Source organism: Nesterenkonia sp. E16_10 (genome assembly GCF_017347085.1).
GTDB lineage: Bacteria > Actinomycetota > Actinomycetes > Actinomycetales > Micrococcaceae > Nesterenkonia.
On sequence record NZ_JADPSA010000001.1, the window covers coordinates 180,224 to 203,963 of the forward strand.

The following is a 23,740-nucleotide window of genomic DNA, read 5'->3' on the forward strand; positions in this document are numbered from 1 at the left end:
CGCGGGGGTCCTGCCGCGGGTCGGGCGAGCGGCAGGCTCAGGCGGTGCGCTTGGCGCTGACCTCTTCGGCGGAGGCCGTGCGGTCCAGGATCGCGGACGCATGGGGAACCATCTCCCCATCGGCGGCCCGAAGGTCCCAGCGCCAGAACAGCTGGCTGTTCACCAGTCCGAACATGCGGGAGGCCCCGGGATATTCCGCGGCGTGCTCGCCGCGCATCACGGCGTCGGTGGCGAGCTGCAGCTGCGGGCCCTTGATCTTGCCGTAGTAGAGCTCGGAGATGCTGCCCGGGTGGGTGATGGTGGCGGTGATGGCGAAGGCGCCGTCCGGCTGCGCGAGCTGGTCGACGTCGGCGGCGCTCCTGTACGCCGGGACCAGGTCTGCCGGCGCCAGTCCGGGACCGACGTCGGCGTCGGTCCGGGCACGGTCCAGCGACCAGAAGCCGGTCTCCACCGTGAGCGGGCGCAGCGGCGCACCTGCCTCGTCGGCGAGCCAGGTTTCGGCGCGGTACTCCACGAACTCCAGTCCGGTGTCCCGGAAGGTGACGTCCTGGGTGAAGATCGGATCATCCTGCTCACCCAGGCCCAGGCGTCCCTGGCCGCGCCAGCGCCCGAGCAGCCAGTACAGCGGAGCCAGCTCCGGGGTCAGGTCGGTGGGAAGCTCGATCGGGGCCATGGGTTCAGCTCCTCAGCGCGCGAGTGACACCGGCGTATGCCGTGGGAGGGTTCCGGCGGATCAGCGCTGACCCTTGTACAGCCGGGAGATGACGGTCCAGGAGATCCCGGCGATCATCAGCGTCACCAGGACCAGCAGCCCGATGAAGAAGATCTCCAGTGCGAGCAGCGAGACGTTCTGCAGTGCGAAGTTCATGGAGCAAAGTGTACAACTTCACACCAGCAGAAGACGCTCCGTGAAGTAGGTCAGCGCGCCCATGGCCGCGATCGGGGCGGTGCCGACCGCGATTCCGGAGAGGATCCCCTGCGGCGGACCCTGCGCGAGCAGGAATCTGCGGAACGAGGCCAGCAGCAGTCCGGCCACCAGCCCGAGCGTCCCGGCGAAGAGCAGGGTGAGCTCCCCCCAGGCCAAGGTCATGCCGATGGCGGCCCCGACGCTTCCCAGGACCACCAGGAGCATCGCCCAGGCATTGGGCAGCGGGATCGCGGCCAGCAGCGTCGCGATGATCAGGGTGCCCGCGGCCAGCGTCACCACGGCAAGCTCCCCGGAGGCTCCGGTGACCGCCAGCAGCGTGGTGTCCTCCAGCGGCAGCAGCCCGCGCACGGCCAGCAGCCCGCCGGGGGCGCCGTCCCCGGTCGCGTCGGCGAGCTCCACGGGGTAGCGCAGGCCGGCCACCCAGCCGGCCCCGGTGGTCGCGATCAGCACCCCGGCGCAGGCCCCGATGGTGGACTCCAGCCGGTGCGGCCGACCGGTGCCGCGCAGCACCTGGATCAGGAAGACGCTCATCACCCCGAAGGCCAGCGCCACGGAGGACCAGAAGAAGAGCTCGTCGGCGGTGTCCACGATCCCGGCGCCGAGGGCCGCGATGACTCCGGCGCAGGCGATGACGGCCGAGAGCGAGCGTCGAGCCGCGACGCCCATCAGCTGGGGCCAGCCCAGCGCGATCAGGATCGAGAGCCCGCAGACCACCAGGGTCATCGCGAGGGTCCCGGCCCAGGAGGCCAGGGCGAGCGCTGTGGCTGCGAGCAGCGCGGAGGCTGCCACTGGGATGTACTTCACAACAGGCCATCCTAGAGGTCCACGCTTCGGACGTCGCATATACTCAACTGCAGATCGCTGAATAGTGTTTCCGCATTGTGAAATCACCGGCGTCGAAGACCGTAATCACCGCTGATGACCCTGCCGCACCCGGTGAAGATCGTGACCCAAGGGGAAGGAGTCATGCATGGCTCAAGTTCTGCTGCTCTCAGACACCCCCGACGACGCACTGCCGTCCCTGGAGCTGCTCACCCACCGCATCCGCAGCTTCCCCGCCGAGGCCTCCTCGATCGTGCGAGCTCCGAATGTCGATGTCACGCTGATCGACGCCCGCACCAAGCTCGCCCACGCCCGTTCGCTGTGCCAGCTGGTGAAGTCCTCGATGCTCTCCCCGGTGCTGGTGATCGTCACCGAGGCCGGCCTGGCCACGCTGAACGAGTCCTGGCAGGCCGATGACTTCATCCTCGGCGAGGCCAGCCCGGGCGAGATCGACGCCCGCATCCGACTCGCCGCCGTGGAGACCGTGGAGGAGACCCCGGTCGGGGAGATCCGCGCCGGTGGGATCACCATCGACGAGACCACGTATATGGCCACCATCAATGGACGCCTGCTGAACCTGACCTATAAGGAGTTCGAGCTGCTCAAGCACCTGGCTCTGCACCCGGGCCAGGTCTTCACCCGCGACCGGCTGCTCCACGACGTCTGGGGCTATGACTACTTCGGCGGCACCCGCACCGTGGACGTGCACATCCGCCGTCTGCGCGCCAAGCTCGGACCCGATCACGAGTCCCTGATCGGCACCGTGCGCAACGTGGGATACCGCCTGGTGATCAGCGGCACCGATGCGGTGACTCCCAGCGATGACGACCGGCGCGACGACGGAGCGGACGCCGCCTGAGCCGGTGACCTGAGGGTTCGGCTCGACTACAGTGAGCCTATGAAACCAGGCGATGTCACCCCCGAAGCCGTCGAGTCTGCCGTGGTCGAGCTCAGCGACGGCGCACCCGATGCCGATCTGCACCACGCGCTGCTGGAGCTGGCCGCCGTCGCCACCGAGGCGGACGCGAATCCGCCGTTCTCGGAGCAGACGCTCGTGGAGCTGCACCGCGCCGCCGAGCGGGGACCCACCGACTCAGCCGCCACGGACTCAGCCGCCACCGCCTCAACCGCCACCGGGTCCGCGCGTCGGGCCCCGCTGCGGATCGCCTACGCCTGGACCGACGCGCGGCCCGACTCGCGACTGCTCGCCGGGGCCGGCGTCGTCGTCGAGGGCCAGGACGGCGCGCCCGACGTGCTCGAGATGGTGGTCCGGCCCGACTGCCGGCAGCGTGGGATCGGCACCGCCCTGACCGAGGCGCTCACCACGAGCGCGCTCTCCCCCGAATCCGGTCGCGTGCAGCGGGCCTGGGCCCATGGCGAGCACGACGCCGCCGCTCGGCTCGCCCGACGCTACGGCTGGACCCCGGTCCGGGAGCTCTGGCGGATGCGGCTCACCGACCTCGACGAGGCTCCTGCCCCGGAGCTCCCGGAGACCGTCACCCTGCGCGGCTTCCGCCCGGGCGTCGACGATCAGGCATGGCTGGCCGCGAACGCGGCCGCCTTCGCCGATCACCCCGAACAGGGCCGGCTCACCCTGGAGGATCTGCACGCCCGGATGGCCGAGGACTGGTTCGACCCGGAGGGATTCCTGCTGGCCTGGGAGGGTGAGGAGCTTCTCGGGTTCCACTGGACCAAGGTCCAGGGCGCGGAGCTCGGCGAGGTCTACGTGGTCGGCGTCGTGCCTGGCGCGCGCGGGCGGGGTCTGGGCCGCAGCCTCACCCTGGCTGGGATCGAGCATCTGCACCGTGCCGGGCTGGCCGCCATCATGCTCTATGTCGACGCGGACAACACCGCAGCGGTGGAGCTGTACAAGAAGCTCGGATTCACCAAATGGGACGCTGACACGATGTACGCCCCGACCGTGGAGCCCGCCGCCGAACCAGCCTGATATCTTGGTCTCTCGTGAGCTCCCCCGAGACCATGAGCAAGGTCCCCCGCCGCAGAACTGTCACGGTCTCCGATGACGGGCCGGATGCCGAGATACTCGCCGCAGGCGCCCTGTGCTGGCGCCTCCGCCGCGGGGAGCTCGAGGTCCTGGTGATCCACCGCCCCCGCTACGACGACTGGTCCTTCCCCAAGGGCAAGCTCGACGAGGGCGAGACCCTCCCGGAGTGCGCGGTCCGCGAGGTCCGCGAGGAGATCGGGCTCAAGGTCCGGCTCGGGATGCCGCTGCCGGTCACCCGATACTCCGTGGGCAAGGCGCGCGGGGCCAAGAACGGCAACGGCGGCAAAGGCCGTAAAGATAAGGCCGTCTGGTACTGGGCCGCCCAGGTCGCTGAGGGCACCCCGATCCCCGACGGCGAGGAGGTCGACGAGACCGCCTGGGTCAGTGTGGACCGGGCCCGGGAGCTGCTGACCAACCGCGGTGACGTGCTGCCGCTGGACGAGCTGGCCCGCCTGAACGCGGACCGCCGGCTGCACACGCTGCCCTTCGTCGTGCTGCGCCACGCCAAGGCCAAGCCACGCTCCTCCTGGTCCCGCGCCGAGTCCGAGCGTCCGCTGGCGGCCACCGGAAAGCGCCAGGCCCGGTCCGTGGAGCGGCTGCTGATCTGCTGGCGACCCCGCCACCTGGAGTCCAGCCCGTGGAGACGCTGCGCCGAGACCATCGCCCCCTATGTCAAAGCCCACCGGAGCCGAGCCACCTACCGGAAGTCCTTCACCGAGAAGCGCGCCGAGGCCCACCCCGAACGGACCCGCACCCGGGTCCGACGCTGCCTGGAGCTGCTGCTGCCGACGCTGATCTGCAGCCACCGCCCGGTGCTGCCGCTGATCCTGGACACCATGGGCGGCTGGCTGCAGGACCCACAGCTGCTGGAGGCGATCCCTGACCAGGACCCCTACCTGCGTCCTGGTGCCGTGCTGGTGGCCCAGCAGGCCATGGACCGCGACGGGGAGATCGTCTCGATCGAGGTCTACGAGCCCTTCGAAGACTGAGCCGCGACGGGACTCCTGACATCGACAGGCTGTGACGGTAGTCTCAATACATGAGTGCGCCCAAGAACGTCCACCCGACCGCCGAGCTCAACATCGACGAGGACCGGGGCCGGGCCGAGCTCTGGGACACCATCAACGGCAGGCGCACGTTCATCGGGTTCATCGGCTTCACCCCCGAGACCCTGCGAGGCCAGGAGGTCACCCTTCTGCAGCACACCATCGTGCACCCGCAGTACGGCCGGCAGGGCTACGCCCGCTGCCTGGTCACCCTGCTGCTGGACCAGCTCCAGGCCGAGGGCCGGCTCTTCGCCTCCGAATGCACCTACGTGGACGCCTATCTGCACCGGTACCCCGAATACCGCTCCCTGCAGGCCACCTTCTCCTGAGCAGGCGGGCCGACCGGCCCTCCGACCGGCCCTCCGACGGATCGCCCGAGGGACAGCCTGACCGGCGCTCGGCCGCCACCGGTATGCTGATTCCGTGAACTCGCCGATCCCCACCCCGTACGAGGACCTGCTCGCAGACGTGCTGAACACCGGCACCGCCAAGTCTGACCGCACCGGAACCGGCACCAGAAGTGTGTTCGGGCGTCAGATCCGGTTCGATCTCGCGGAGTCCTTTCCCCTGATCACCACCAAACGAGTGCACTTCAAGTCCGTGGCGCTGGAGCTGCTCTGGTTCCTGCGCGGGGACTCCAACGCTGGCTGGCTTCAGGAGCGCGGCGTGCGGATCTGGAACGAATGGGCCGGCGAGGACGGCGAGCTCGGCCCGATCTATGGGGTGCAGTGGCGCTCATGGCCCACGCCCGACGGCCAGCACATCGACCAGATCGAGCAGCTGATCAGCTCGTTGAAGACCAATCCCGATTCCCGGCGCCACGTGGTGAGCGCATGGAACCCGGCGCAGATCGATCAGATGGCGCTGCCCCCATGCCACATCATGTTCCAGTTCTACGTGGCCGAGGGCCGGCTCTCCTGCCAGCTCTACCAGCGCAGCGCCGACATGTTCCTCGGTGTGCCCTTCAACATCGCCTCCTATGCGCTGCTGACCCGGATGGTGGCCCAGCAGGTGGGACTGACCCCGGGTGAGTTCATCTGGACCGGTGGGGACTGCCACATCTATGACAATCACGTGGAGCAGGTGCAGCAGCAGCTCTCACGCACCCCCTACCCGGCGCCCACCCTGGAGATCACGCGCACCCCGAACTCGATCTTCGACTACGAATTCGAAGACTTCGAGGTCCGCGACTACCAGCACCACCCCGCGATCAAAGCCTCCGTGGCCGTATGAGCGGCGACTCGGCCCCCGCCGAGATCGGCATGATCTGGGCGCAGACCCACACCGGTGTCATCGGCGATGCCGGGGCCATGCCCTGGCACCTGCCCGAGGACCTGGCGCACTTCAAGACCACCACTCGCGGCGCTCCGGTGGTGATGGGGCGACGCACCTGGGAATCCTTCCCGGAGAGGTACCGCCCGCTCCCTGGCCGCCAGAACATTGTGATCACCAGTGATCAGCACGCCGCCGAGCAGATCCGCGAGCGGGGTGGCCACCCGGTGGCAAGCCTGGATGAAGGGCTCGAGCTCGCCGCCGGCTTCGCACCGGAGCGCATCTGGGTCATCGGCGGCGGCCAGGTCTACTCCGAGACCGTGACCCGGGGGATCGCGGACCTCGCGGTGATCACCGTGATCCAGAGCTCAGCCTCCGGTGACACCTCGGCCCCGACGCTCACCGCCGATTGGGAGCTGACCCGGCGCGATCCCGCCGTGGGCACGCACCAGGGCGCCAATGGACTCCAGTACCACTTCGAGACCCACCGACGGAAGCCTGAGATGACCGAGACCTCCCGCGCCACCGCGACCCAGCCAGCCGGCCCGAACACCTCCCAGGCCGCCTCCCAGGCGACCTCCACGAATCTGACGATGCTGGGTCTCGGCGGATATCTGATCCTGCCGTTCCTGGCCCTGTTCACGGTGACTCTCGGCTTCGTCCTGGTGCTCAATGATCGGATCCTGCCCGGTCTGGCCTTCCTGTTCGTCGCGCAGCTCTGGGTGGCCGGAGGGCTGTGGGCGCATCTGAAGCGCCGTCGGCTGCTCCAGGAGATCAAGGAGGCCAGGGGCTTGGCGGAACGCCCGGAGGCCCCCGGCGCCGGGGGCTGACTCTGACGCGCTGAGCCGACTCCGCTACCCTGGAGGCATGACTTCTGCCGTGAACTCCTCCGTGTCCCCTGCCCTCTCCGCCGTGCCCGGCGAGACCCCCTCGGTGGGTCTCATCGGTTGGCGCGGCATGGTCGGTTCGGTGCTGATCAACCGGATGCTCGAGGAGGGGGACTTCGCCCACATCAACCCGGTGTTCTTCTCCACCTCCAACGCCGGGGGCCAAGCGCCGAGCTTCGAGGGCGTCACGCCCGAGGAGACCATCCTGCAGGACGCCTTCGATCTGGACACGCTGATCAAGCTGCCGATCATCGTCACCGCCCAGGGCGGGGACTACACCTCCGAGGTGTACCCGAAGCTGCGCCAGGCGGGCTGGGACGGGATCTGGATCGACGCCGCCTCCACCCTGCGCATGGCCGAGACCTCGATCATCGCGCTGGACCCGATCAACCGTGAGGTCATAGACGCCGGGCTGGCCGCCGGGGTCAAGGAGTTCATCGGCGGCAACTGCACCGTCTCGAACATGCTGATGGGCCTGGGCGGGCTGTTCACCCATGACCTGGTCGAGTGGGGCACCGCGATGACCTACCAGGCGGCCTCCGGCGGCGGCGCGAAGCACATGCGGGAGCTGCTGAACCAGTTCGGCACGCTGCATTCCACGGTCGCCGAGGACCTCAGCGATCCCGCTGCGGCGATCCTGGACATCGACCGCGCGGTGCTAGAGGCCCAGCGCAACGACCTCGACGCCACCCAGTTCGGCGTCCCGCTGGCCGGCTCGCTGATCCCCTGGATCGACGCGGATCTGGGCAACGGCGTGGCCAAGGAGGAATGGAAGGCCGGGGTGGAGACGAACAAGATCCTGGGCCGCGGTGAGAACCTCGCTCCCGGAGTGACCTCCCGCGGTGCGGCCGTGCCCTTCGACTCGCTCTGTGTGCGGGTGGGTGCGCTGCGTTCACACTCCCAGGCGCTGACGCTGAAGCTGCGCGAGGACCTGCCGCTGGCCGAGATCGAGCAGATCATCGCCTCGGGCACCGAGTGGTCCAGCTTCGTCCCCAACGAGAAGGACGCCACCGTGGCGCGGCTGACCCCGGTGGCGGCCACCGGCTCGCTGGAGATCCCGGTGGGGCGGATCCGCAAGCTGGAGATGGGTCCGGAGTACATCTCCGCGTTCACCGTCGGAGACCAGCTGCTCTGGGGCGCCGCCGAGCCGCTGCGCCGGATGCTGCTGATCACGGTGGGCAAGCTCTGATCCCAGGGCTGTAGAGCTGCGCTGTAGAGCCTCTGAGCCCGGCTCCGGGACGCCCCCGGAGCCGGGCTCAGCGGAGCCGAACTGAGATCTGGCTAGAGCGCGTGGCCGATCAGCACGGGTTCTTCATGCATCGTGATGCCGAAGGCCGTGCTGACCTGTTCCCGGGCGGCCCGGGCCACGGCGAGCAGGTCGTCTGTGGTCGCTGAGCCTCGGTTGGTCACCGCCAGCGTGTGCTTGGTCGAAAGTGAGGCCCGGCCTCCGGCGATGCCGGTCCCCTGCCTCCCGCGCCCGGCCTCCGGCCCGTCGGGCAGGCCGAATCCCTTTCCGCAGCCGGCGTTGTCGATCAGCCAGGCCGCGGAGAGCTTTACCAGCGGGGCACCCGCCTCATCGACCCCGGCGGAGAACTGCGGCGCCCCGGCGGGCAGCGCTGCGGCGACCTCGCGCGGGACGATCGGGTTGGTGAAGAAGGAACCCGTGGACCAGGTGTCATGGTCGCCCTCGCTGAGCACCATGCCTTTGCCCTCGCGCAGCCGCAGCACCGTGCTGCGGACCTCCTTCAGCGGGGCGCGACGCTCGTGGTCCGCGCTCTCGGCGTCGAGGCCCAGGGTCCGGGCCAGCTCGCCGTAGCGCACCGGGGCGGAGAGCCCGTCGGGGCGGTTCTGCAGCAGGAAGCGGACCTGGGTGACCACGTAGCGCGGTGAACCATGCACCGTGGTCTGCTTGAGCACCGAGTCGCGGTAGCCGAATTCCAGCTCGGCGTTGCTGAAGCGCACCAGCTCTCCGCGGGCTCGGTCCCAGGCCTGGATGTCCTTGAGCGTGTGGGCCACATCGGCGCCATAGGCGCCCACATTCTGCACCGGGACCGCCCCGGTGGCGCCGGGGATCCCGGAGAGCGCCTCCAGTCCGGTCAGGCCGCGGGCCACGCTGAACCGGACCACGTCGTCCCAGTTGTGCCCCGCGGCGACCGAGACCAGCACCTCACGGTCGCCGTGGAACTCGGTGCTGATCCCGTTGAACGCCAGCTGCAGCACGGTGCCGGGGAAGCCGTTCTCGGTGACCAGCAGGTTCGAACCGCCGCCCAGCACGATGAGGGTGTCCTCGCCGCGCTCACGTGCGGCGTGGTCTGGCAGCGGGTGCTCTCGCAGCACCTCCAGGGCCTGCTCGGGGGTCTCTGCGCGGACCCACCGGCCAGCAGGTCCGCCGACCCGGGCGGTGGTGTGATCGCTGAAGCGGCGCAGCGATGCGCGGGGGGAGGTCTCAACACTGGTCACAGCCCAGAAGCCTACCCGGCGTCGCTGAAATGGTCATCTGCGCGCCGCGCAGGTGCTGGCTACTCGCCCAGCGGGTGCAGCACGCGCCGCAGGAAGTCCTGGGTGCGTGGCTGCTGGGGGTCACCGATGACCGCAGCGGCGGGGCCCTCCTCGACCACGAGGCCCTGGTCCATGAAGACCACCCGGTCCGCCACCTCGCGGGCGAAGCCCATCTCATGGGTCACCACAAGCATGGTCATCCCGGCCTGGGCGAGCTTGCGCATGCTGGCGAGCACGTCGCCCACGGTCTCGGGATCCAGCGCGGAGGTCGGCTCGTCGAAGAGCATCAGCTGAGGCTTCATGGTCAGCGCCCGGGCGATGGCCACCCGCTGCTGCTGCCCGCCCGAGAGCTGGTCGGGCCGGCGCTCGGAGAGGTGCTCGAGCCCGACGGCGTCGAGCTGGGCCAGCGCCTCGGTCTCCGCCTCGGCCTTGGACTGTCCCAGCACCCGGCGCGGGGTGATGGTGCAGTTCTCCAGCACGCTCAGATGCGGGAACAGGTTGAACTGCTGGAAGACCATGCCGATCTGCCGGCGCATGGCGTCGAGATTGACGTCCGGGTGGGTGGCCTCGTGCTCGCCCACGGTGATCGTGCCAGCGTTGGGGGTCTCCAGCCGGTTCACGCAGCGCAGCAGCGTGGACTTGCCGGAGCCGGAGGCGCCGATCAGGCAGACCACCTCGCCGGGCGCCACGCTCATGTCGATGCCCTTGAGCACCTCGTTGTCCCCGAAGGACTTGTGCAGCCCGGTGATGGTCACCCCGGCTGCGGAGGTGCCGTGGCCGCCGGGCACACCCTTGGCCGGGCTGGTCTCAGGGCTTGTGGTCCCCGCTGCGTCGCTCTGGCTCTGGCTCATGTTCGCGTCCATCTCTTACTTCTTCGCCGTGCGGGGGTTGCGGTGCTCCATGCGGCGGGCCAGCAGCGACAGCGGCACGGTCAGCAGCAGGTAGCAGAATCCGGCCACCACCAGCGGGGTCAGTCCCGCCTGGTAGATGTTGATGCCGTCGCGGCCCATCTTGGTCAGCTCGGCGGCGCCGCCGGCCATGCCGACCACGAAGATCAGCGAGGAGTCCTTGGTCAGCAGGATCGCCTCATTGGTCAGCGGAGGCAGCACGATCCGGAAGGCCTGCGGGATCTGGATGGTGACCATGGCGCGCCAGGCGGGCATGCCCAGCGCGCGGGCCGCCTCGAGCTGTCCCTTGGGGACCGCCTGCAGGCCGGCGCGCAGGGTCTCCGCGATATAGGCGCTGGCCACGATGGCCAGCGCCGAGCCGGCGATCTGCAGGGTGGAGAGGTTCCACCCGAAGGCCAGCGACGCACCGAAACCGAGCGCGATGAACACCAGGATCGCAGGGATGCCTCGGAAGAACTCGATGTACGCGGTGGCCACCCACCGGTAGACCGGGAACGAGGACATGCGCATCAGCGCCAGCAGCGTTCCACCGAGCAGGCCGAAGACGAAGCCCACCACCGTGTATTGGACCGTGTTGAACAGTCCGACGGTGATGATCTCCGGGAACATCGGCCCGATGCTCTCGACGGCGAAGAAGCTGCTGCGGATCGCGGTCCAGTCGATCAGGATGGCCAGCACGATCACGACTGCAAGGAAGATCCCTGCCTGGATCCCGAGGCTCAGTCGCGCTCGGTCACGGGTTGTCATTGCCATGAGGGTTATTCGTCACCCTCGTCTTCGGTGGCCGCGTCCTCGGCGGGCTCCTCATCAGAAGCCTCGTCGGCAGCCTCGTCCTCGGCGCCTTCGCCCTCTTCAGGGGTGTCGCCCTCGCGGAACCAGCGGTCCTCGAGCTCCTCCATGCCGCCGGAGGCGTCCAGCTCGGCGAGGACCTCGTTGACTGCGTCGATCAGCTGATCGTTGCCGGTCGCCACGGCGATCCCGAGCTGCTCGCCGGTGTCGATCTCCTCGATGAACTCCGCCGTGTCTGATTCGCCGGCCTGGTAGCCCAGGATGGAGATGTTGCCGATGGCAGCCTCCACCTGGCCGGACTCCAGACCCTGAATCAGCAGGCCGGAATCGGAGTACTCGCGCACCTCGTAGCCCTGCTCCTCGGCGTAGTCGGAGCCCGTGGTCTCGGTCTGCACACCCACGGTGAGGCCCTCGAGGTCGTCGAGTGAGCTCACGTCGGCCTCGGTGGCGGCGAGCAGGCCCAGGTTGTCGTCGAGGTAGGGCTCGGAGAAGAGCATGTTGCCCGCGCGCGCCTCGGTGATGGACATGCCAGAGATCGCCAGGTCACAGGTGCCCGCGTCCAGCGCCACCCCGGACTGGATGCCTTCGAAGCCGGTCTGCACGACCTCCAGCTCGACCTCCAGCGCGCCGGCGATGACCTCGGCGATGTCGATGTCGAAGCCGACGACGGCGCCGTCCTCGTCGTAGTACTCGAACGGCGGGTAGGGAACGTCGGAGCAGACCTGCAGGGTGCCCTCGTTGTTCAGCTCGACCTCGCCGAGATCGAGGTCCACGGTGATCTCGTTCTGCGGCTCGGCCTCGAGGCTTTCGCCACCTTCTTCACTGTCGCCGCAGGCGGTCAGCAGAAGTGCTGCCAGCGCGGAGGCGCCTACGGCCTTGGCCGCGGTCTTGTGCATGGGCATGTTGGGATCCTTAGGTTGATCAGCAGAAACCGACATCAGGCGGTTTCCGCGAGTATACGGTGATGCTGTGTTTCCGCCCTATGTCAGCCGTGCGAGAGCTTGACGGCGTGTCCGCCCGGCAGACGCGCAGCCGCCTCAGCATCGCAGGCGACGCAGAGCCGCACCAGGGCTGACATGCGGCGAGGTCCTAGAGCTGCACCACGGCCTGCGACTTCGCGAGCACCTTGGTGCGGACCGGGTCTGGGTCCGCTTCGGCACCCGGTTCCTGCTCGGCGGCCGGTTCGGTCAGCAGCTCCACGCTCAGATCGATCCGGACCCGGCGCTGCTCGGCGTCCACCGCGCCGATCTTGCCGCTGAGCTGCAGCCGGGCGGTCGGGGTCTCCGGGGACCCCGAGGCCGCATCCGGGACCGGGACGGGTTTGGTGAACCGGGACTGGTAGTCCACGACGGCGCCCGGGTCGCCCGCCCAGACGCTGACCAGGTCCACGGCGGATCCCATGGTGAGCATGCCGTGGGCGATGACCCCGTCGAGGCCGACCTCCCGGGCGAAGCGGTCGTTCCAGTGGATCGGGTTGTGGTCCCCGGAGGCGGCGGCGTAGCGGATCAGGTCCGCGCGGGAGAAGCTCAGCTCACGGGTGCCGATCTGCTGGCCCTTCTCGAGCTCTTCAAAGACCGGGGTGCTCATGCGTCATCCTCCTCGTTGCGGACCAGCAGGCTGGAGGTCACGGTGGTCCGGGGCGAGCCGTCCTCGGCGCTGATCTGCACCACCGTGGTGACCATCGCGCCGGCGCCCATGGTGCGGATCCGGTCCAGGGTGACCTGGGAGCTCAACGTGTCTCCGGCCAGGATCGGGCTGTGGTGGGTGAAGCGCTCCTCGGCGTGGACCACGCGGGAGAAGTCGATGCCGGCCTCGTCGTCGTTCACCACGGCGGCCTCGGCGCGCTGGGCGATGACCACCGCGAAGCTCGGCGGTGCGACCAGATCGCGGTGACCCAGCTCCTGGGCGGCCTCGACATCGTGGTGCGCCGGGTGCTCGGCCTGCACCGCGAGCGCGAACTCGCGGATCGCTTCACGGCTGACCTGGTACGGCGCGGCGGGAGGGTACTGGTGGCCCTGGCGTTCTGGGTTGATCATTCAGTCGTCCTTCGCTCGGCGGGAGAGGATCTGGGCGGCCTGGCGTCGGCGCAGTCCGATGGCGATCAGGTGACTCAGGATTCCGGCGCCCAGGAAGACCAGGCCGGTGCGCTGCAGCGCGGCGGTCATCTCCTCGGCGTCGAGCAGGGCCGCCAGCACCACCAGGATCACGCCCACGGCGGTGGAGGCCATGCCCAGGACCAGGGTGACCCGGTAGGCGCGCGTCCCGCTGCTCCACGGGTCAAAGGACTGAGTGCTCACGGCGGCCAGCTTACAGGCCCCGAGGTGGCGAGCTCGAAAAACCTCACACCACCCGGAGCGGAGTATGAGCCTGGTTTATCGCGACCGAAACTCCCCGATCCACTGACCGAAACACGGTCTTGTCAGAGTGGGAGCGTCATCCCCGGACCACCGGAACACCGGACCCCCCAAGGGTCACCGTGCGGCCCAGCCCCGCGAGACGCCAGGAAGCAGGACATCGCGATGAATCCCCAAAGCTCCACCGCCACGGCTGAACACCACGGTCAACCCACCGAAACCGCCGCGACCGCCGCGACCACCGCGCCGACCGATCGGCTGGTCGTCGAAGAGGGTCGCTGGATCACCAACTGGCAGCCGGAGAACGACGAGTTCTGGGAGGGACCTGGCCGCCCGACGGCGCGGCGGAACCTGATCTGGAGCGTGTTCTGTGAATTCCTCGGGTTCGCCGTGTGGCAGCTCTGGTCGGTCACGGTGGTCTTCCTACCCCTGGTCGGCTTCGATCTGACCACCTCCGAGCAGTTCTGGCTGGTGTCACTGCCGCCGCTGGTGGGAGCAACCCTGCGGGTCCCCTACAGCTTCATGGTGGCGATGATCGGCGGACGCAACTGGACCATCATCTCCGCGCTGCTGCTGCTGATCCCCACCGTGGCGATGGCGCTGACGCTGGGGAACCCGGAGATCCCGAACTGGGCGCTGTTCGCCATCGCGGCGGCCGCCGGGTTCGGCGGCGGCAACTTCTCCTCCTCGATGGCCAACATCACCTACTTCTATCCGGCCAGGGAGAAGGGCGCGGCGCTGGGCGTCAACGCCGCCGGGGGCAACCTCGGGGTCGCCGTCGCCCAGTTCACCGTGCCGATCGTGGTCACCGCCTTCGCCTTCGGCGCGCTGCAGCCGAACCTGCCCGCCGCCGGGCTGTTCTGGATCCCGTTCATCCTGCTCGCCGCCTGGGGTGCGCGGAAGTACATGCACAACCTCTCCCACGCCAAGAACGACCTCAAGGGCTCGCTCTCGGCGCTGAAGGAGAAGCATCTGTGGATCATCTCGCTGATCTACATCGGCACCTTCGGCTCCTTCATGGGCTTCGGCTCGGTGTTCCCGACCCTGATCAACATCCAGTTCCCCGAGTTCTCCAGCATCCAGGTCCTCGGCGCCGCGCTCTCGCTGGCCTTCCTCGGCCCGCTGGTCGGTTCCCTGGCCCGACCCTATGGCGGCAAGCTCGCCGACCGGATCGGCGGCGCCCGGGTGACCATCACCAGCTTCCTGGCCATGGCGGGGGTCACCGCCGCCGTGGTGCTCACACTCTCGATGGCGAACTTCTGGGTGTACCTGCTGCTGTTCCTGGTGCTGTTCACGCTCACCGGTGTGGCCAACGGGTCCAGCTACCGGATGATCCCGGTGGTCTTCAGGCTCTCGGTCGACCCGGCCGACCGAGTGGGACACGAGCGCAAGGCCTCCTCGGCGCTGGGACTGATCGGCGCGATCGGGGCCTACGGCGGGTTCGCGATTCCGCAGATCCTGCGGATCTCCAACGAGTCCACCGGCTCCTTCGACATCGCCTTCTGGGTCTTCGCCGCCTGCTACATCGCCCTGGCCGGACTCACCTGGTTCGTCTACATGCGCCCCGGCACCGTCTTCGCCCGCGCCAACGTCTGATGCCGGCGCACAAGAGCACCCGCGAGGTCGGAACCCACTGCCCCTACTGCGCGCTGCAGTGCGCCATGACGCTGCAGATCACCGACAGGCCCGACGGCGCCGGGCCGGCGCATCCGGAGATCACGGTCCAGGGCGCGGAGTTCCCGACCAACCGAGGGCGACTGTGCCGGAAGGGCAGCACCGCCGCGGAGCTGCTGGGCTCCCGCCAGGACCGGCTCCGCTCCCCCTTGGTCGCCGAGACCGACGACGCGGGCGAGCGCGGATTCCGTGAGGCCTCCTGGGCGGAGGCGCTGGATCACATCGCGGACCGGCTGCGCAGCATCCAGGCCGCCCACGGCCTCGACGCCGTCGGGGTGTTCGGCTCCGGCAGCCTGACCAATGAGAAGACCTACGCGCTGGGGAAGTTCGCCCGGGTCGCGCTGGGGACCGCCCAGATCGACTACAACGGCAGGTTCTGCATGTCTTCGGCCGCCAAGGCCTCCACCGAGGTCTTCGGGCTCGACCGCGGACTGCCGTTTCCGCTCACGGATCTCGACGCCGCCTGCACGATCCTGCTGCTGGGCTCCAACGTGGCAGACACCATGCCGCCGTTCGTGCAGCATCTCGAAGGGGCCCGGTCCAAGGGCGGGCTGATCGTGGTGGACCCGCGGCGCAGCACCACCGCCGAGCTCACCGCGGAGGGTGCCGGCTTCCATGTGGCCCCGGCGCCCGGCGGGGACCTGGTGCTGCTGCTCGCGCTGGCCAACGTGGTCTTCGAGGAGGGTTACAGCGATCAGGGCTACCTGGCGCAGCGGGTGCGCGGCACCGAGGAGTTCCGCAGGTCCGCCGCCGCCTGGTGGCCCGAGCGGGCACAGGCCGCCACCGGGGTCGGCGCGGACCAGATCCGCTTCATCGCTCGCCGACTGGGCTCTGCCGCCGTGCGCGCCCGCCACGGCGGGGACCCGGTGTTCATCCTGACCGGGCGCGGAGTGGAGCAGCACCGCGACGGCACCGATACCGCCCGAGCGGCGATCAGCCTCGCGCTGATCCTGGGTCTGCCCGGCGGCCGTGGCGGCTACGGGACCCTGACCGGGCAGGGCAACGGTCAGGGCGGCCGTGAACTGGGGCAGAAGTCTGATCAGCTCCCTGGCCTGCGCTCGATCACCTCGCCCACCGACCGGGCGCACATCGCCGAGGTCTGGGGCGTGGCCCCGGAATCGATCCCCGGCCCCGGGACCCCGGCCACCCAGCTGCTGCACACCATGGGGACTCGGTCCGAGGAGGGGCCCGAGGGGATCCGCGCCCTGCTGGTGCATGGTTCGAACGTGGCGGTCTCCGCGCCGGACAGCTCCCGGGTGTTGGAGAATCTGCGCTCCCTGGACCTTCTGGTGGTGGCCGACTTCTTCCTCTCCGAGACGGCCGCCGAGGCCGACGTCGTCCTGCCGGTGCTGCAGTGGGCCGAGGAGGAGGGCACCATGACCAGCCTCGAGGGTCGACTGCTGCGCCGCCGTCGGGCGGTGGACCCGCCCCCGAGCTGTCGTTCCGAACTATGGATCTTCGCCGAGCTGGCCCGCCGACTCGGAACCCCCACCGGCTTTCCCACCGACCCGGCAGAGGTCTTCGAAGAGATCCGCCGGGCCACCGCAGGGGCGAGCGCCGACTACTCCGCCATGAGCTGGAAGCTGCTGGACACCGGCCACGCAGGCTACTGGCCGCACCCGGCGACCGGTGACCCCTCCGCAGACACCGGCGGGCCGGGTGGGCCGGAGCTCACCAGCACCGGGGAGCCGATCATCGGGACCCCGCGGATGTTCACCTCACGCTTCGCGCACCCCGACGGCCGGGCGGCGCTGCGCGGAATCCGCCCGCGCGGCCAGGCGGCGCCGGGCGCGGCGGAGCTGACCTTCACCACCGGCCGGCTGATGGAGCACTATCAGTCGGGCAACCAGACCCGCCGGGTGCCGGCCCTGGACGCCGCACACCCGCAGGTGACCGTTCAGGTCCACCCGGCCACGGCGCGCCAGTTCGGACTGACCGAGCACGGCGTGGCCGTGGTGGAGAACGCCCAGGGAGCGCTGACCGCGAAGGTCGTCCTCGATGCCGGGATCCGCGCGGACACGATCTTCTCGCCCTTCCACTTCGGCGGCCGCGGCGCCGCCAACCTACTCACCCGAGGCCTCACCGACCCGGATTCGAAGATGCCGGAGTTCAAGAACACCCCGGTGCGGATCCGTCCCGCCACAGCCCTGGAGGCCCCCGCATGAGCCAGAGGATTCCGCACCTGCTGGTGCTCGGCTTCGGCCCGGTCGCGGCCCGACTCATCGATGAGCTCCTCGGGGAGGTCACCGCGGGACGGTTGCGCCTGACCGTGATCGGAGCCGAGACCGACCCGGCCTATCAGCGCATCCGCATCGGAGACGTCTCCGTGGGCCGGATCCGGCCGGCCGACCTCGCGCTGACCGACCTGGAGTCCCTGCGTGCGGCCGGCGTCGAGGTGCGCACGGCGGTGTGCGCCACCGAGATCGACCGAGAGCACCGCCGGGTGACGCTCGACGACGGCGGCGCGCTCTCCTACGACCGGCTGGTGCTGGCCACCGGTGCGGAGCCGATGACGCCCAGCTTCGAGGTGGAGTCCCGACGCGGGGGATCCATCGACGCGGAGGTCAGGCCCAGCGGACTGCCGGAGGGGGTCCTGGCGCTGCGCGAGATGGGTGATGCGCTGCGCCTGGCCGAGGTCGTGCGTCGCGGCGAGCCGGTGATCGTGCTCGGCGGAGGCGTGCTCGGCGTCGAGGCCGCGCTGGCCATCGCCGAGGTCGGCGCCCCGGTGACCCTGGTCCATCGCGGCAACGTGCCGATGAGCCGGCAGATCGACACCGATGCCGGGATGTTGCTGCGCCGCGAGCTGATCCATGCCGGGGTCCAGATCCGGGCGGCGGCCGACATCACCACGGTCATCGCCGAGTCCGGCAGCCTGTGCGCCGTGCGGACCCCCCTGGGAGAGAAGCTGCCCGCCTCGCTGCTGGTCACCTGCATCGGAGTCCGTGCTCGGGACCAGCTCGCAGCGGCGGCCGGTCTCCCGACCCGCTGGGGAGTGCTCACCGATCGGGAGTGCCGCAGCGTCACCGACCCGCTGATCTACGCGATCGGTGACTGCGCCACCGTGGAGGGGAAGGTCTCCGCAGGCCTGATCACCCCGGGCTGGGAGCACGCCGCGACCGCCGCCCGGGTGCTGCGTGAGGACCTCGAGCTGGAGCAGGCGCTCGAACGCGACGCCTCCGGCGCCCCGGTGGATCTGGAGGCCCGGACCGGGCTGGACGTGATCCTGCTGAAGTCCCACACGCTCAACGTGGCCTGTGCCGGAAGCACCGACGTGGACCCCTGGGACCCCGAGTCGCCCACCGTGTCCACCTGGTCAGATCCCAAGGGGGGCCAGTACCTGCGCATCGTCGCGGAGGCGGACCGGCTGCTCGGGTTCGTTGCGGTGGGCATGCCGCGCTCGGCCGCCGAGCTGGCCATGCACGCCGGTCGCGGCACGCTCCCGGTGACCGACCGCACCGCGCTGCTGGCCGCCGAGCACGCCACCCGGGAGGCTCAGCTGGGCCCGCAGGATGTGCTGTGTCGCTGCGCCGGGACCACCCTGGCCCAGGTGCAGGAGGCGGCCGCCTGCGCCAGCACCGTGGAGGAGATCGGGGCGGCCTGCCGGGCCGGCACCGGCTGCGGCACCTGTCACGTGCGCATCGAGAAGCTGCTCTCGGCCGAGGCCGCCGAGCAGGCGCCGAAGGCGGTGCATGCCTGAGCCGCGCGGGGCGGACCGGCGCGCGGTTCGGCAGGCGGACCGGCAGGCGGGGGCGGGCCGGACGTGCCGCCGGGCGGAGGCTCAGACCGCGATCCGGTATCCGCGCTTGACCACGGTGCTCACCAGTCCGGTGACCGGCAGCGACTTGCGCAGCCGGGAGACCCACATCTCCAGGGCGTGCTCCGAATCGCACTGCCCCAGCACCTGCATCAGATGCTCGCGGGAGAGCACCGCCCCCTCGGCCTTGACCAGCGCTCGCATCAGGGACAGCGGGCCCGGCGGCAGCCGCACCGCCTCATCGGTGACCTGCGGCACCCGCACCTCGGAGCCGCGCATCTCCACCGGGCCGTGCCGTGTGGAGATCCGCAGCGTCTGGTGCTCCTCGAGGTGGTCGCAGACCAGCTTGATCATCGCGCCCAGACGCCAGCGGGAGGGGATGATCGGACTGAGTCCGGCGTCGTAGAGTGGTCCAGCGGTCACGGCGCCCACGGCCACCGAGACCACGTCGCCGCGCAGCGCGGCCACCAGCGCCTCGAACCTGCCGTACTGCCGGGCCACCGAGAGGAACGCCTCCACGGCCGGGGCCGCCGTGAAGGTGATCAGATCGAGCTGGCGTTCGATCACGGCGTCGATCATGCGCAGCAGGTCTGAATCCTCATCGGGCTTGGTCCAGGTATAGGGCAGCACGGTGACCACGGTGGCGCCGGCCGCCTTCAGTCGGTGGATCTGCGAGTCATCGCTGGCCCCATGCTGCTGCAGCGCCACGGTCTTGTCCCGCACGTCCCGGGTCAGCAGCATGTCCACCACGGTGGCGGTGCGCTCGTCCTCCGCGGAGCCGTCGTCGTCGAGTCCTGCGGCCCGGACCGCGCCGCGCGCCTTGGGACCGCGGACCAGGATCGTGGCCTTCTCCAGGGTCTCGAAGAGCTCGGTGCCCAGCCCGTAGGTGTCGGCCGCCTCGGACCAGCGGCGCATCCCGTAGGCGGTGGTGATGATCGCGAAGTCCGGGGCCGCCTCGATCACCCTGCGGGTGTCCTGCTGGAGGGTCACGGATTCGGTCAGCGCGACGATCCGCAGCGCGGGGGCATGCATCACCTCGGCGCCGCGACGTCGGAAGGCGCAGATCAGGTCTTCGCTGCGGCGATCCGAGGTGACCCCGATCCGGAAGCCGGCCAGGGTCTGCGGCACGGCGGCCGCGGCCTCCCCCGCAGGACCGGCGGGCATCGAGGCCGTGGAGGAGCTCGTCGTGGTCATCAGAGCACCACCCCGGCCATGGCGCGGATGACCTGTTCCCCAGCGACCGCCGGGGAGGAGTCGGTGTCGGTGCGCGCCTCCCCGGAGCATGGCTCGGTCGCGGCCAGCCGGACCACCTCCCCGATCACCAGCACCGCCGGCGAGCGCAGCCTGGCCTCCGCCGCGACGCCGAGGATCTCACCCAGGGGGGCGATGAGCACCCGCTGGTCGGGGCTGAAGCCGCGCTCCACGATGCCCACCGGGGTGTCCCCGGCGAGCCCGTGGCGCTGCAGCCCGGTCATGGTGTGCCCGAGCGTGCCCACGCCCATCAGGATCACAGCGGTGCCGCCCAGCGCGGCCAGCCCGGCGAGCTCCTGCTCCCCGAGCGGGTCGTGTCCGGAGATCACGGTGAAGGACTTCGAGACGTTGCGGGCGGTCACCGGGATGCCGGCCGCGGCGGGGACCGCGATCGCCGAGGTGATGCCCGGGACCACGGTGACCGGGATGCCGGCGTCGCGGCAGGCGGCGACCTCCTCGCAGCCGCGTCCGAAGACGAACGGGTCACCGCCCTTGAGCCGCACCACGCGGCGGCCGCGGCGCGCGGCGTCGGTCATCATCGACTGGATGTCCTCCTGGGTCACCCGGTGGTGGCCCGGGCGCTTGCCCACGTCGAAGAGCTCCGCCGCCGGGGCCCATTCGCGCAGCCCCTCGGTGGGTGCGAGCCGGTCGTAGAAGACGACGTCGGCGATCGCCAGCGCGTCTCGGGCTCGCACGGTCATCAGGTCGGCGGCTCCCGGCCCGCCCCCGATCAGTGTGACCTCTCCCAGATCCATCATGAGCTTCCCTCCGCCGGTGCCATATTGTCGGGGACCGGAGCGCCCTCGCGCGCCCGCACCGCCTCTTGATGCGCCGCGTCTTCTCGTGCCATCTCCTCGCGCACCGGGATCCGCGGCCCGGTCAGCAGCACCGGGCCGTCTCCGGAGGCGGCGTCGGCCTTCTCCTGCTCGGTGGCCGGGCGACGCTGACCACGTTCCAGCACGTAGGCCAGTCCGGTGTCGGGGGCGTCGGGGGCGTTGACGAAGCTGCGGAAGCGCCGCAGCCGCTCCGGGTCGCGCAGCGTGGCGGCCCATTCGTCCTCGTAGCCGTCCACGTGCTGGGCCATCGCCGCTTCCAGGTCCTCACCGATGCCCAGCGAGTCCTTGACCACCACGTCGTAGACATGCTCGACTCCACCGGGCAGCTCCTCGATCCAGCGGGCGGTGCGCTGGAGCCGATCCGCGGTGCGCACGTAGTACATGACGTAGCGGTCGATGTAGCGCAGCAGCGCCTCGTCGTCGAGATCCTTGGCCAGCAGCTGGCCGTGGGCCGGTGTGGCCCCGCCGTTGCCGCCCACATACATGTTCCAGCCGTCGCTGGTGGCGATCACCCCGACGTCCTTCGCCCGGGCCTCGGCGCATTCGCGGGCGCAGCCGGAGACGCCGAACTTCATCTTGTGCGGCGAGCGCAGCCCGCGGTACCGGTTCTCCAGCCGGATGCCCATGGCCACCGAGTCCTGGACTCCGTAGCGGCACCAGCTCGAACCCACGCAGGACTTCACGTTGCGCAGCGCCTTGCCGTAGGCCTGTCCGGATTCGAAGCCGGCGTCGACCAGCCGGCGCCAGATCTGCGGCAGCTGCTCCAGCCGGGCGCCGAACATGTCCACCCGCTGCGCGGCGGAGATCTTGGTGTAGAGATCGAAGTCGGCCGCGACCTCGGCGATGACCTTCAGCTTCTGCGGGGTGATCTCCCCGCCGGGGATCCGCGGCATCACCGAATAGCTGCCGTCCTTCTGCATGTTCGCCAGGGCCCGGTCATTGGTGTCCTGCAGCGAGCCGCGACCCGATTCCAGGATGTACTCGGCGCCGTGCTGGGCGGCCAGGATCGAGGCCACCACGGGCTTGCAGATGTCACAGCCGAGGTTGCGCTGCGCGTCCGCCGGGCTGCCGAACCGCTCGACGATGTCGGTGAAGGAGGTCAGCTGGGTGGCGCGCACGGCTTCGAAGAGCTCGGCGCGGGAGTGCCCGAAATGCTCACACAGCGCCTTGGAGACATCCAGGCCCAGGGAGAGCATCTGGGCCTCCATGATCTTCTTCGCCATCGGAATGCAGGAGCCGCACTGGGTGCCCACCTTGGTGCAGCTCTTCATGGCGGCCATATCGGTGCAGCCGGGTGTCGTGGCGTCCCCCGCCACGGCGGATCGGATCGTTCCGGCGCAGATGTCCTTGCAGGAGCAGACCTGGGCGTCGTCGGGCAGCTCCAGGTCCAGCTCCCCGCCACCCGCGGCGGAGAGGAAGGCGCCGGGGGCGGCGGGGAGCTCCCGGCCCAGCAGCGGGCGCAGTGAGGAATACGGACTGGCGTCGCCCACGAAGACCCCGCCGAGCAGGGTGGTGGCGTCGTCGGTGACCACGATCTTCTGGTAGATCCCGCCGACGGCGTCGGCGTAGACCACCTCGAGCGCGCCGGGGGTCTCGGCGAAGGCGTCGCCGAAGGAGGCCACGTCCATCCCGGCGAGCTTGAGCTTCGCGGCGGTGTCGAACCCGACGAAGGAGGCCGCTCCGCCGCTGAGCCGGTCGGCGACGACCTCGGCCATGGCATTGGCCGGGGCGACCAGACCCATGGAGATGCCCTGGTAGCTCGCGACCTCCCCGATGGCCCAGATGTTCGGCGCCGAGCTGGCGCAGGTCTCATCGATGACGACTCCCCCGCGCTCGGCGCAGTCGAGCCCTGCCGCGGCGGCGAGCTCGTCGCGAGCGGTGATCCCGATCGCGGCGACGACCAGGTCGGCCGGGAGGTCTTCTGCCTGCGCGAACTCCAGCGTATAGCGGCTGCGCTCGGGGCCCGCCTCCGGGTCCATGACCATGCGGGTCGGCCGGTGGCCCAGCTGCAGCCGGTACCCCTCCTGCTGCAGCAGTCGGTTCAGGGTACGACCGCCGTACTCGTCGACCTGGGCGTTCATCAGCCAGGAGCGGGAATGCACCACGGTGACCTCGGCGCCGAGGCCGCGCAGCCCTCCGGCGGCCTCCAGGCCGAGCAGGCCGCCGCCGATCACCGCGCAGCGGGCCGGGCGGCCCAGCTCGGCGCTGAGCTCGGCGGCCCGCAGGCGCAGCCAGTCGACGTCGTCCAGGGTGCGGTAGACCGCGATGTGCTCGCTGCCCTCGATCGGGGGGCGCGGCGCGGAGGATCCGGTGGCCAGCACCAGCTCGTCGAAGCCGATCAGCTCACCGGCCGCCGTGCGCAGCGTCTTCGCCTCCACGTCCAACTCGGTCACCGGGGTGCCGGTGTGCAGCTGAACCCGGGGGTCCTCCCAGAGCGCGGGGTCCCCCAGCAGCAGCTCATCGTCGAACTGGGCGAAGCGCCGGGACAGCGCCACCCGGTCATACGGCGCCGACGTCTCCTCGGTGAACACGCTGATCCGCAGCCCCTCCGGGTCTCGGGAGATCAGCGCCTCGGTCAGCCGGTGTGCGGCGGGGCCGCCTCCGACGACGGCGATGTGCCGCTCGACCCTGGCCTTGGCTGCGGCCTCGGCCGAGTGTGTGGATGCGTCCATGGGGGTTCACCTTCGCGGTAGACGATGAGTGCGATATGCCTTC

The 23,740-nt window shown here is 70.1% G+C and carries 23 protein-coding genes and 1 pseudogene; 11 read left to right on the top strand and 13 right to left on the bottom strand.

Annotated elements, in window-relative coordinates:
- Window positions 1-37: 37 nt before the first annotated feature.
- From I2487_RS00855 to I2487_RS00860, 3 genes are read right to left on the bottom strand one after another with little or no spacing between them, the layout of a single operon-like run.
- The gene (locus tag I2487_RS00855; RefSeq protein ID WP_207169902.1) at window positions 38-673 is read right to left on the bottom strand and encodes a nitrobindin family protein; all 636 of its coding nucleotides are present in this window, start codon (window positions 671-673) and stop codon (window positions 38-40) included.
- A gap of 60 nt (window positions 674-733) precedes the next feature.
- Window positions 734-868 carry a hypothetical protein gene (locus I2487_RS15350; RefSeq protein WP_255342456.1) on the bottom strand — a complete coding sequence of 45 codons (135 nt, stop codon included), beginning with the start codon at window positions 866-868 and terminating at the stop codon, window positions 734-736.
- Window positions 869-886: 18 nt separating this feature from the next.
- Window positions 887-1,732: a hypothetical protein gene (locus tag I2487_RS00860; protein ID WP_207169903.1), complete on the bottom strand. Its 846-nt coding sequence runs from the start codon at window positions 1,730-1,732 to the stop codon at window positions 887-889.
- Window positions 1,733-1,898: 166 nt separating this feature from the next.
- Here I2487_RS00860 and I2487_RS00865 point away from each other — a divergent pair, with 166 nt between their 5' ends.
- The 8 genes and pseudogenes from I2487_RS00865 to asd all read left to right on the top strand — a co-directional run bounded on the left by I2487_RS00865 (window position 1,899) and on the right by asd (window position 8,149).
- Window positions 1,899-2,609 (top strand): response regulator transcription factor, encoded by a 711-nt coding sequence (locus I2487_RS00865; RefSeq protein WP_207169904.1) that lies wholly within the window; start codon window positions 1,899-1,901, stop codon window positions 2,607-2,609.
- A gap of 39 nt (window positions 2,610-2,648) precedes the next feature.
- The gene (gene mshD, locus I2487_RS00870) at window positions 2,649-3,698 is read left to right on the top strand and encodes a mycothiol synthase (RefSeq protein ID WP_207169905.1); all 1,050 of its coding nucleotides are present in this window, start codon (window positions 2,649-2,651) and stop codon (window positions 3,696-3,698) included.
- Between the two features lie 14 nt (window positions 3,699-3,712).
- Window positions 3,713-4,744: an NUDIX hydrolase gene (locus tag I2487_RS00875; RefSeq protein WP_345941287.1), complete on the top strand. Its 1,032-nt coding sequence runs from the start codon at window positions 3,713-3,715 to the stop codon at window positions 4,742-4,744.
- A 50-nt stretch (window positions 4,745-4,794) separates the two neighbouring features.
- Complete coding sequence (locus I2487_RS00880) at window positions 4,795-5,130, top strand: GNAT family N-acetyltransferase (RefSeq protein ID WP_106121773.1); 336 nt, start codon at window positions 4,795-4,797, stop codon at window positions 5,128-5,130.
- 94 nt (window positions 5,131-5,224) lie between these two features.
- Window positions 5,225-6,034, top strand: a complete 810-nt coding sequence (locus tag I2487_RS00885; RefSeq protein ID WP_207169906.1) for a thymidylate synthase — start codon at window positions 5,225-5,227, stop codon at window positions 6,032-6,034.
- Between the two features lie 29 nt (window positions 6,035-6,063).
- A pseudogene (locus I2487_RS15810) lies at window positions 6,064-6,567 on the top strand (dihydrofolate reductase); the annotation flags it as partial.
- Between the two features lie 99 nt (window positions 6,568-6,666).
- Window positions 6,667-6,903: an NF038396 family protein gene (locus I2487_RS15815; RefSeq protein WP_518523685.1), complete on the top strand. Its 237-nt coding sequence runs from the start codon at window positions 6,667-6,669 to the stop codon at window positions 6,901-6,903.
- A gap of 37 nt (window positions 6,904-6,940) precedes the next feature.
- Window positions 6,941-8,149, top strand: a complete 1,209-nt coding sequence (gene asd, locus I2487_RS00895; protein ID WP_207169908.1) for an aspartate-semialdehyde dehydrogenase — start codon at window positions 6,941-6,943, stop codon at window positions 8,147-8,149.
- 92 nt (window positions 8,150-8,241) lie between these two features.
- Here the strand turns inward: asd and I2487_RS00900 are convergent, their stop codons facing one another.
- The 7 genes from I2487_RS00900 to I2487_RS00930 all read right to left on the bottom strand — a co-directional run bounded on the left by I2487_RS00900 (window position 8,242) and on the right by I2487_RS00930 (window position 13,453).
- Complete coding sequence (locus I2487_RS00900) at window positions 8,242-9,420, bottom strand: UDP-N-acetylmuramate dehydrogenase (RefSeq protein WP_345941288.1); 1,179 nt, start codon at window positions 9,418-9,420, stop codon at window positions 8,242-8,244.
- 59 nt (window positions 9,421-9,479) lie between these two features.
- Window positions 9,480-10,310: an amino acid ABC transporter ATP-binding protein gene (locus I2487_RS00905; protein ID WP_207169909.1), complete on the bottom strand. Its 831-nt coding sequence runs from the start codon at window positions 10,308-10,310 to the stop codon at window positions 9,480-9,482.
- Window positions 10,311-10,325: 15 nt separating this feature from the next.
- Window positions 10,326-11,120: an amino acid ABC transporter permease gene (locus I2487_RS00910; RefSeq protein ID WP_207169910.1), complete on the bottom strand. Its 795-nt coding sequence runs from the start codon at window positions 11,118-11,120 to the stop codon at window positions 10,326-10,328.
- Between the two features lie 5 nt (window positions 11,121-11,125).
- The gene (locus tag I2487_RS00915) at window positions 11,126-12,058 is read right to left on the bottom strand and encodes an ABC transporter substrate-binding protein (protein WP_207169911.1); all 933 of its coding nucleotides are present in this window, start codon (window positions 12,056-12,058) and stop codon (window positions 11,126-11,128) included.
- Between the two features lie 187 nt (window positions 12,059-12,245).
- A complete protein-coding gene (locus I2487_RS00920) occupies window positions 12,246-12,743 on the bottom strand; it encodes a MaoC/PaaZ C-terminal domain-containing protein (protein ID WP_207169912.1) in 498 nt (165 codons plus the stop codon).
- A complete protein-coding gene (locus tag I2487_RS00925) occupies window positions 12,740-13,192 on the bottom strand; it encodes an FAS1-like dehydratase domain-containing protein (protein WP_207169913.1) in 453 nt (150 codons plus the stop codon). Before I2487_RS00925 ends, I2487_RS00920 begins: the two co-directional genes overlap by 4 nt.
- Window positions 13,193-13,453 (bottom strand): hypothetical protein, encoded by a 261-nt coding sequence (locus tag I2487_RS00930; protein ID WP_207169914.1) that lies wholly within the window; start codon window positions 13,451-13,453, stop codon window positions 13,193-13,195. It lies immediately after the preceding gene.
- A 222-nt stretch (window positions 13,454-13,675) separates the two neighbouring features.
- Here I2487_RS00930 and I2487_RS00935 point away from each other — a divergent pair, with 222 nt between their 5' ends.
- From I2487_RS00935 to I2487_RS00945, 3 genes are read left to right on the top strand one after another with little or no spacing between them, the layout of a single operon-like run.
- A complete protein-coding gene (locus I2487_RS00935; protein ID WP_207169915.1) occupies window positions 13,676-15,106 on the top strand; it encodes an MFS transporter in 1,431 nt (476 codons plus the stop codon).
- Window positions 15,106-17,349: a molybdopterin oxidoreductase family protein gene (locus I2487_RS00940; protein WP_207169916.1), complete on the top strand. Its 2,244-nt coding sequence runs from the start codon at window positions 15,106-15,108 to the stop codon at window positions 17,347-17,349. Before I2487_RS00935 ends, I2487_RS00940 begins: the two co-directional genes overlap by 1 nt.
- Window positions 17,346-18,881 (top strand): FAD-dependent oxidoreductase, encoded by a 1,536-nt coding sequence (locus I2487_RS00945; protein ID WP_207169917.1) that lies wholly within the window; start codon window positions 17,346-17,348, stop codon window positions 18,879-18,881. Before I2487_RS00940 ends, I2487_RS00945 begins: the two co-directional genes overlap by 4 nt.
- A gap of 81 nt (window positions 18,882-18,962) precedes the next feature.
- Here the strand turns inward: I2487_RS00945 and I2487_RS00950 are convergent, their stop codons facing one another.
- The 3 genes from I2487_RS00950 to nirB are packed head-to-tail and all read right to left on the bottom strand — an operon-like array spanning window position 18,963 to window position 23,697.
- On the bottom strand, window positions 18,963-20,132 hold the full coding sequence (locus I2487_RS00950; RefSeq protein WP_207169918.1) for a uroporphyrinogen-III synthase: 1,170 nt from the start codon (window positions 20,130-20,132) through the stop codon (window positions 18,963-18,965).
- Window positions 20,132-20,947 (bottom strand): uroporphyrinogen-III C-methyltransferase, encoded by an 816-nt coding sequence (cobA, locus tag I2487_RS00955; protein WP_207169919.1) that lies wholly within the window; start codon window positions 20,945-20,947, stop codon window positions 20,132-20,134. Before cobA ends, I2487_RS00950 begins: the two co-directional genes overlap by 1 nt.
- The gene (gene nirB, locus I2487_RS00960) at window positions 20,944-23,697 is read right to left on the bottom strand and encodes a nitrite reductase large subunit NirB (RefSeq protein ID WP_207169920.1); all 2,754 of its coding nucleotides are present in this window, start codon (window positions 23,695-23,697) and stop codon (window positions 20,944-20,946) included. The genes cobA and nirB overlap by 4 nt, the downstream gene beginning before the upstream one ends.
- Window positions 23,698-23,740: the final 43 nt, after the last annotated feature.

Coding starts and splice junctions, on each gene's coding strand:
- I2487_RS00880 (WP_106121773.1), top strand. CDS start 4,795: ATGAGTGCGCCCAAGAACGTCCACCCGACCGCCGAGCTCAACATCGAC.
- I2487_RS00905 (WP_207169909.1), bottom strand. CDS start 10,310: ATGAGCCAGAGCCAGAGCGACGCAGCGGGGACCACAAGCCCTGAGACC.
- nirB (WP_207169920.1), bottom strand. CDS start 23,697: ATGGACGCATCCACACACTCGGCCGAGGCCGCAGCCAAGGCCAGGGTC.
- I2487_RS00950 (WP_207169918.1), bottom strand. CDS start 20,132: ATGACCACGACGAGCTCCTCCACGGCCTCGATGCCCGCCGGTCCTGCG.
- cobA (WP_207169919.1), bottom strand. CDS start 20,947: ATGATGGATCTGGGAGAGGTCACACTGATCGGGGGCGGGCCGGGAGCC.
- I2487_RS00855 (WP_207169902.1), bottom strand. CDS start 673: ATGGCCCCGATCGAGCTTCCCACCGACCTGACCCCGGAGCTGGCTCCG.
- I2487_RS15815 (WP_518523685.1), top strand. CDS start 6,667: ATGCTGGGTCTCGGCGGATATCTGATCCTGCCGTTCCTGGCCCTGTTC.
- mshD (WP_207169905.1), top strand. CDS start 2,649: ATGAAACCAGGCGATGTCACCCCCGAAGCCGTCGAGTCTGCCGTGGTC.
- I2487_RS00910 (WP_207169910.1), bottom strand. CDS start 11,120: ATGGCAATGACAACCCGTGACCGAGCGCGACTGAGCCTCGGGATCCAG.
- I2487_RS15350 (WP_255342456.1), bottom strand. CDS start 868: ATGAACTTCGCACTGCAGAACGTCTCGCTGCTCGCACTGGAGATCTTC.
- I2487_RS00865 (WP_207169904.1), top strand. CDS start 1,899: ATGGCTCAAGTTCTGCTGCTCTCAGACACCCCCGACGACGCACTGCCG.
- asd (WP_207169908.1), top strand. CDS start 6,941: ATGACTTCTGCCGTGAACTCCTCCGTGTCCCCTGCCCTCTCCGCCGTG.
- I2487_RS00935 (WP_207169915.1), top strand. CDS start 13,676: ATGAATCCCCAAAGCTCCACCGCCACGGCTGAACACCACGGTCAACCC.
- I2487_RS00940 (WP_207169916.1), top strand. CDS start 15,106: ATGCCGGCGCACAAGAGCACCCGCGAGGTCGGAACCCACTGCCCCTAC.
- I2487_RS00920 (WP_207169912.1), bottom strand. CDS start 12,743: ATGAGCACCCCGGTCTTTGAAGAGCTCGAGAAGGGCCAGCAGATCGGC.
- I2487_RS00915 (WP_207169911.1), bottom strand. CDS start 12,058: ATGCCCATGCACAAGACCGCGGCCAAGGCCGTAGGCGCCTCCGCGCTG.
- I2487_RS00925 (WP_207169913.1), bottom strand. CDS start 13,192: ATGATCAACCCAGAACGCCAGGGCCACCAGTACCCTCCCGCCGCGCCG.
- I2487_RS00945 (WP_207169917.1), top strand. CDS start 17,346: ATGAGCCAGAGGATTCCGCACCTGCTGGTGCTCGGCTTCGGCCCGGTC.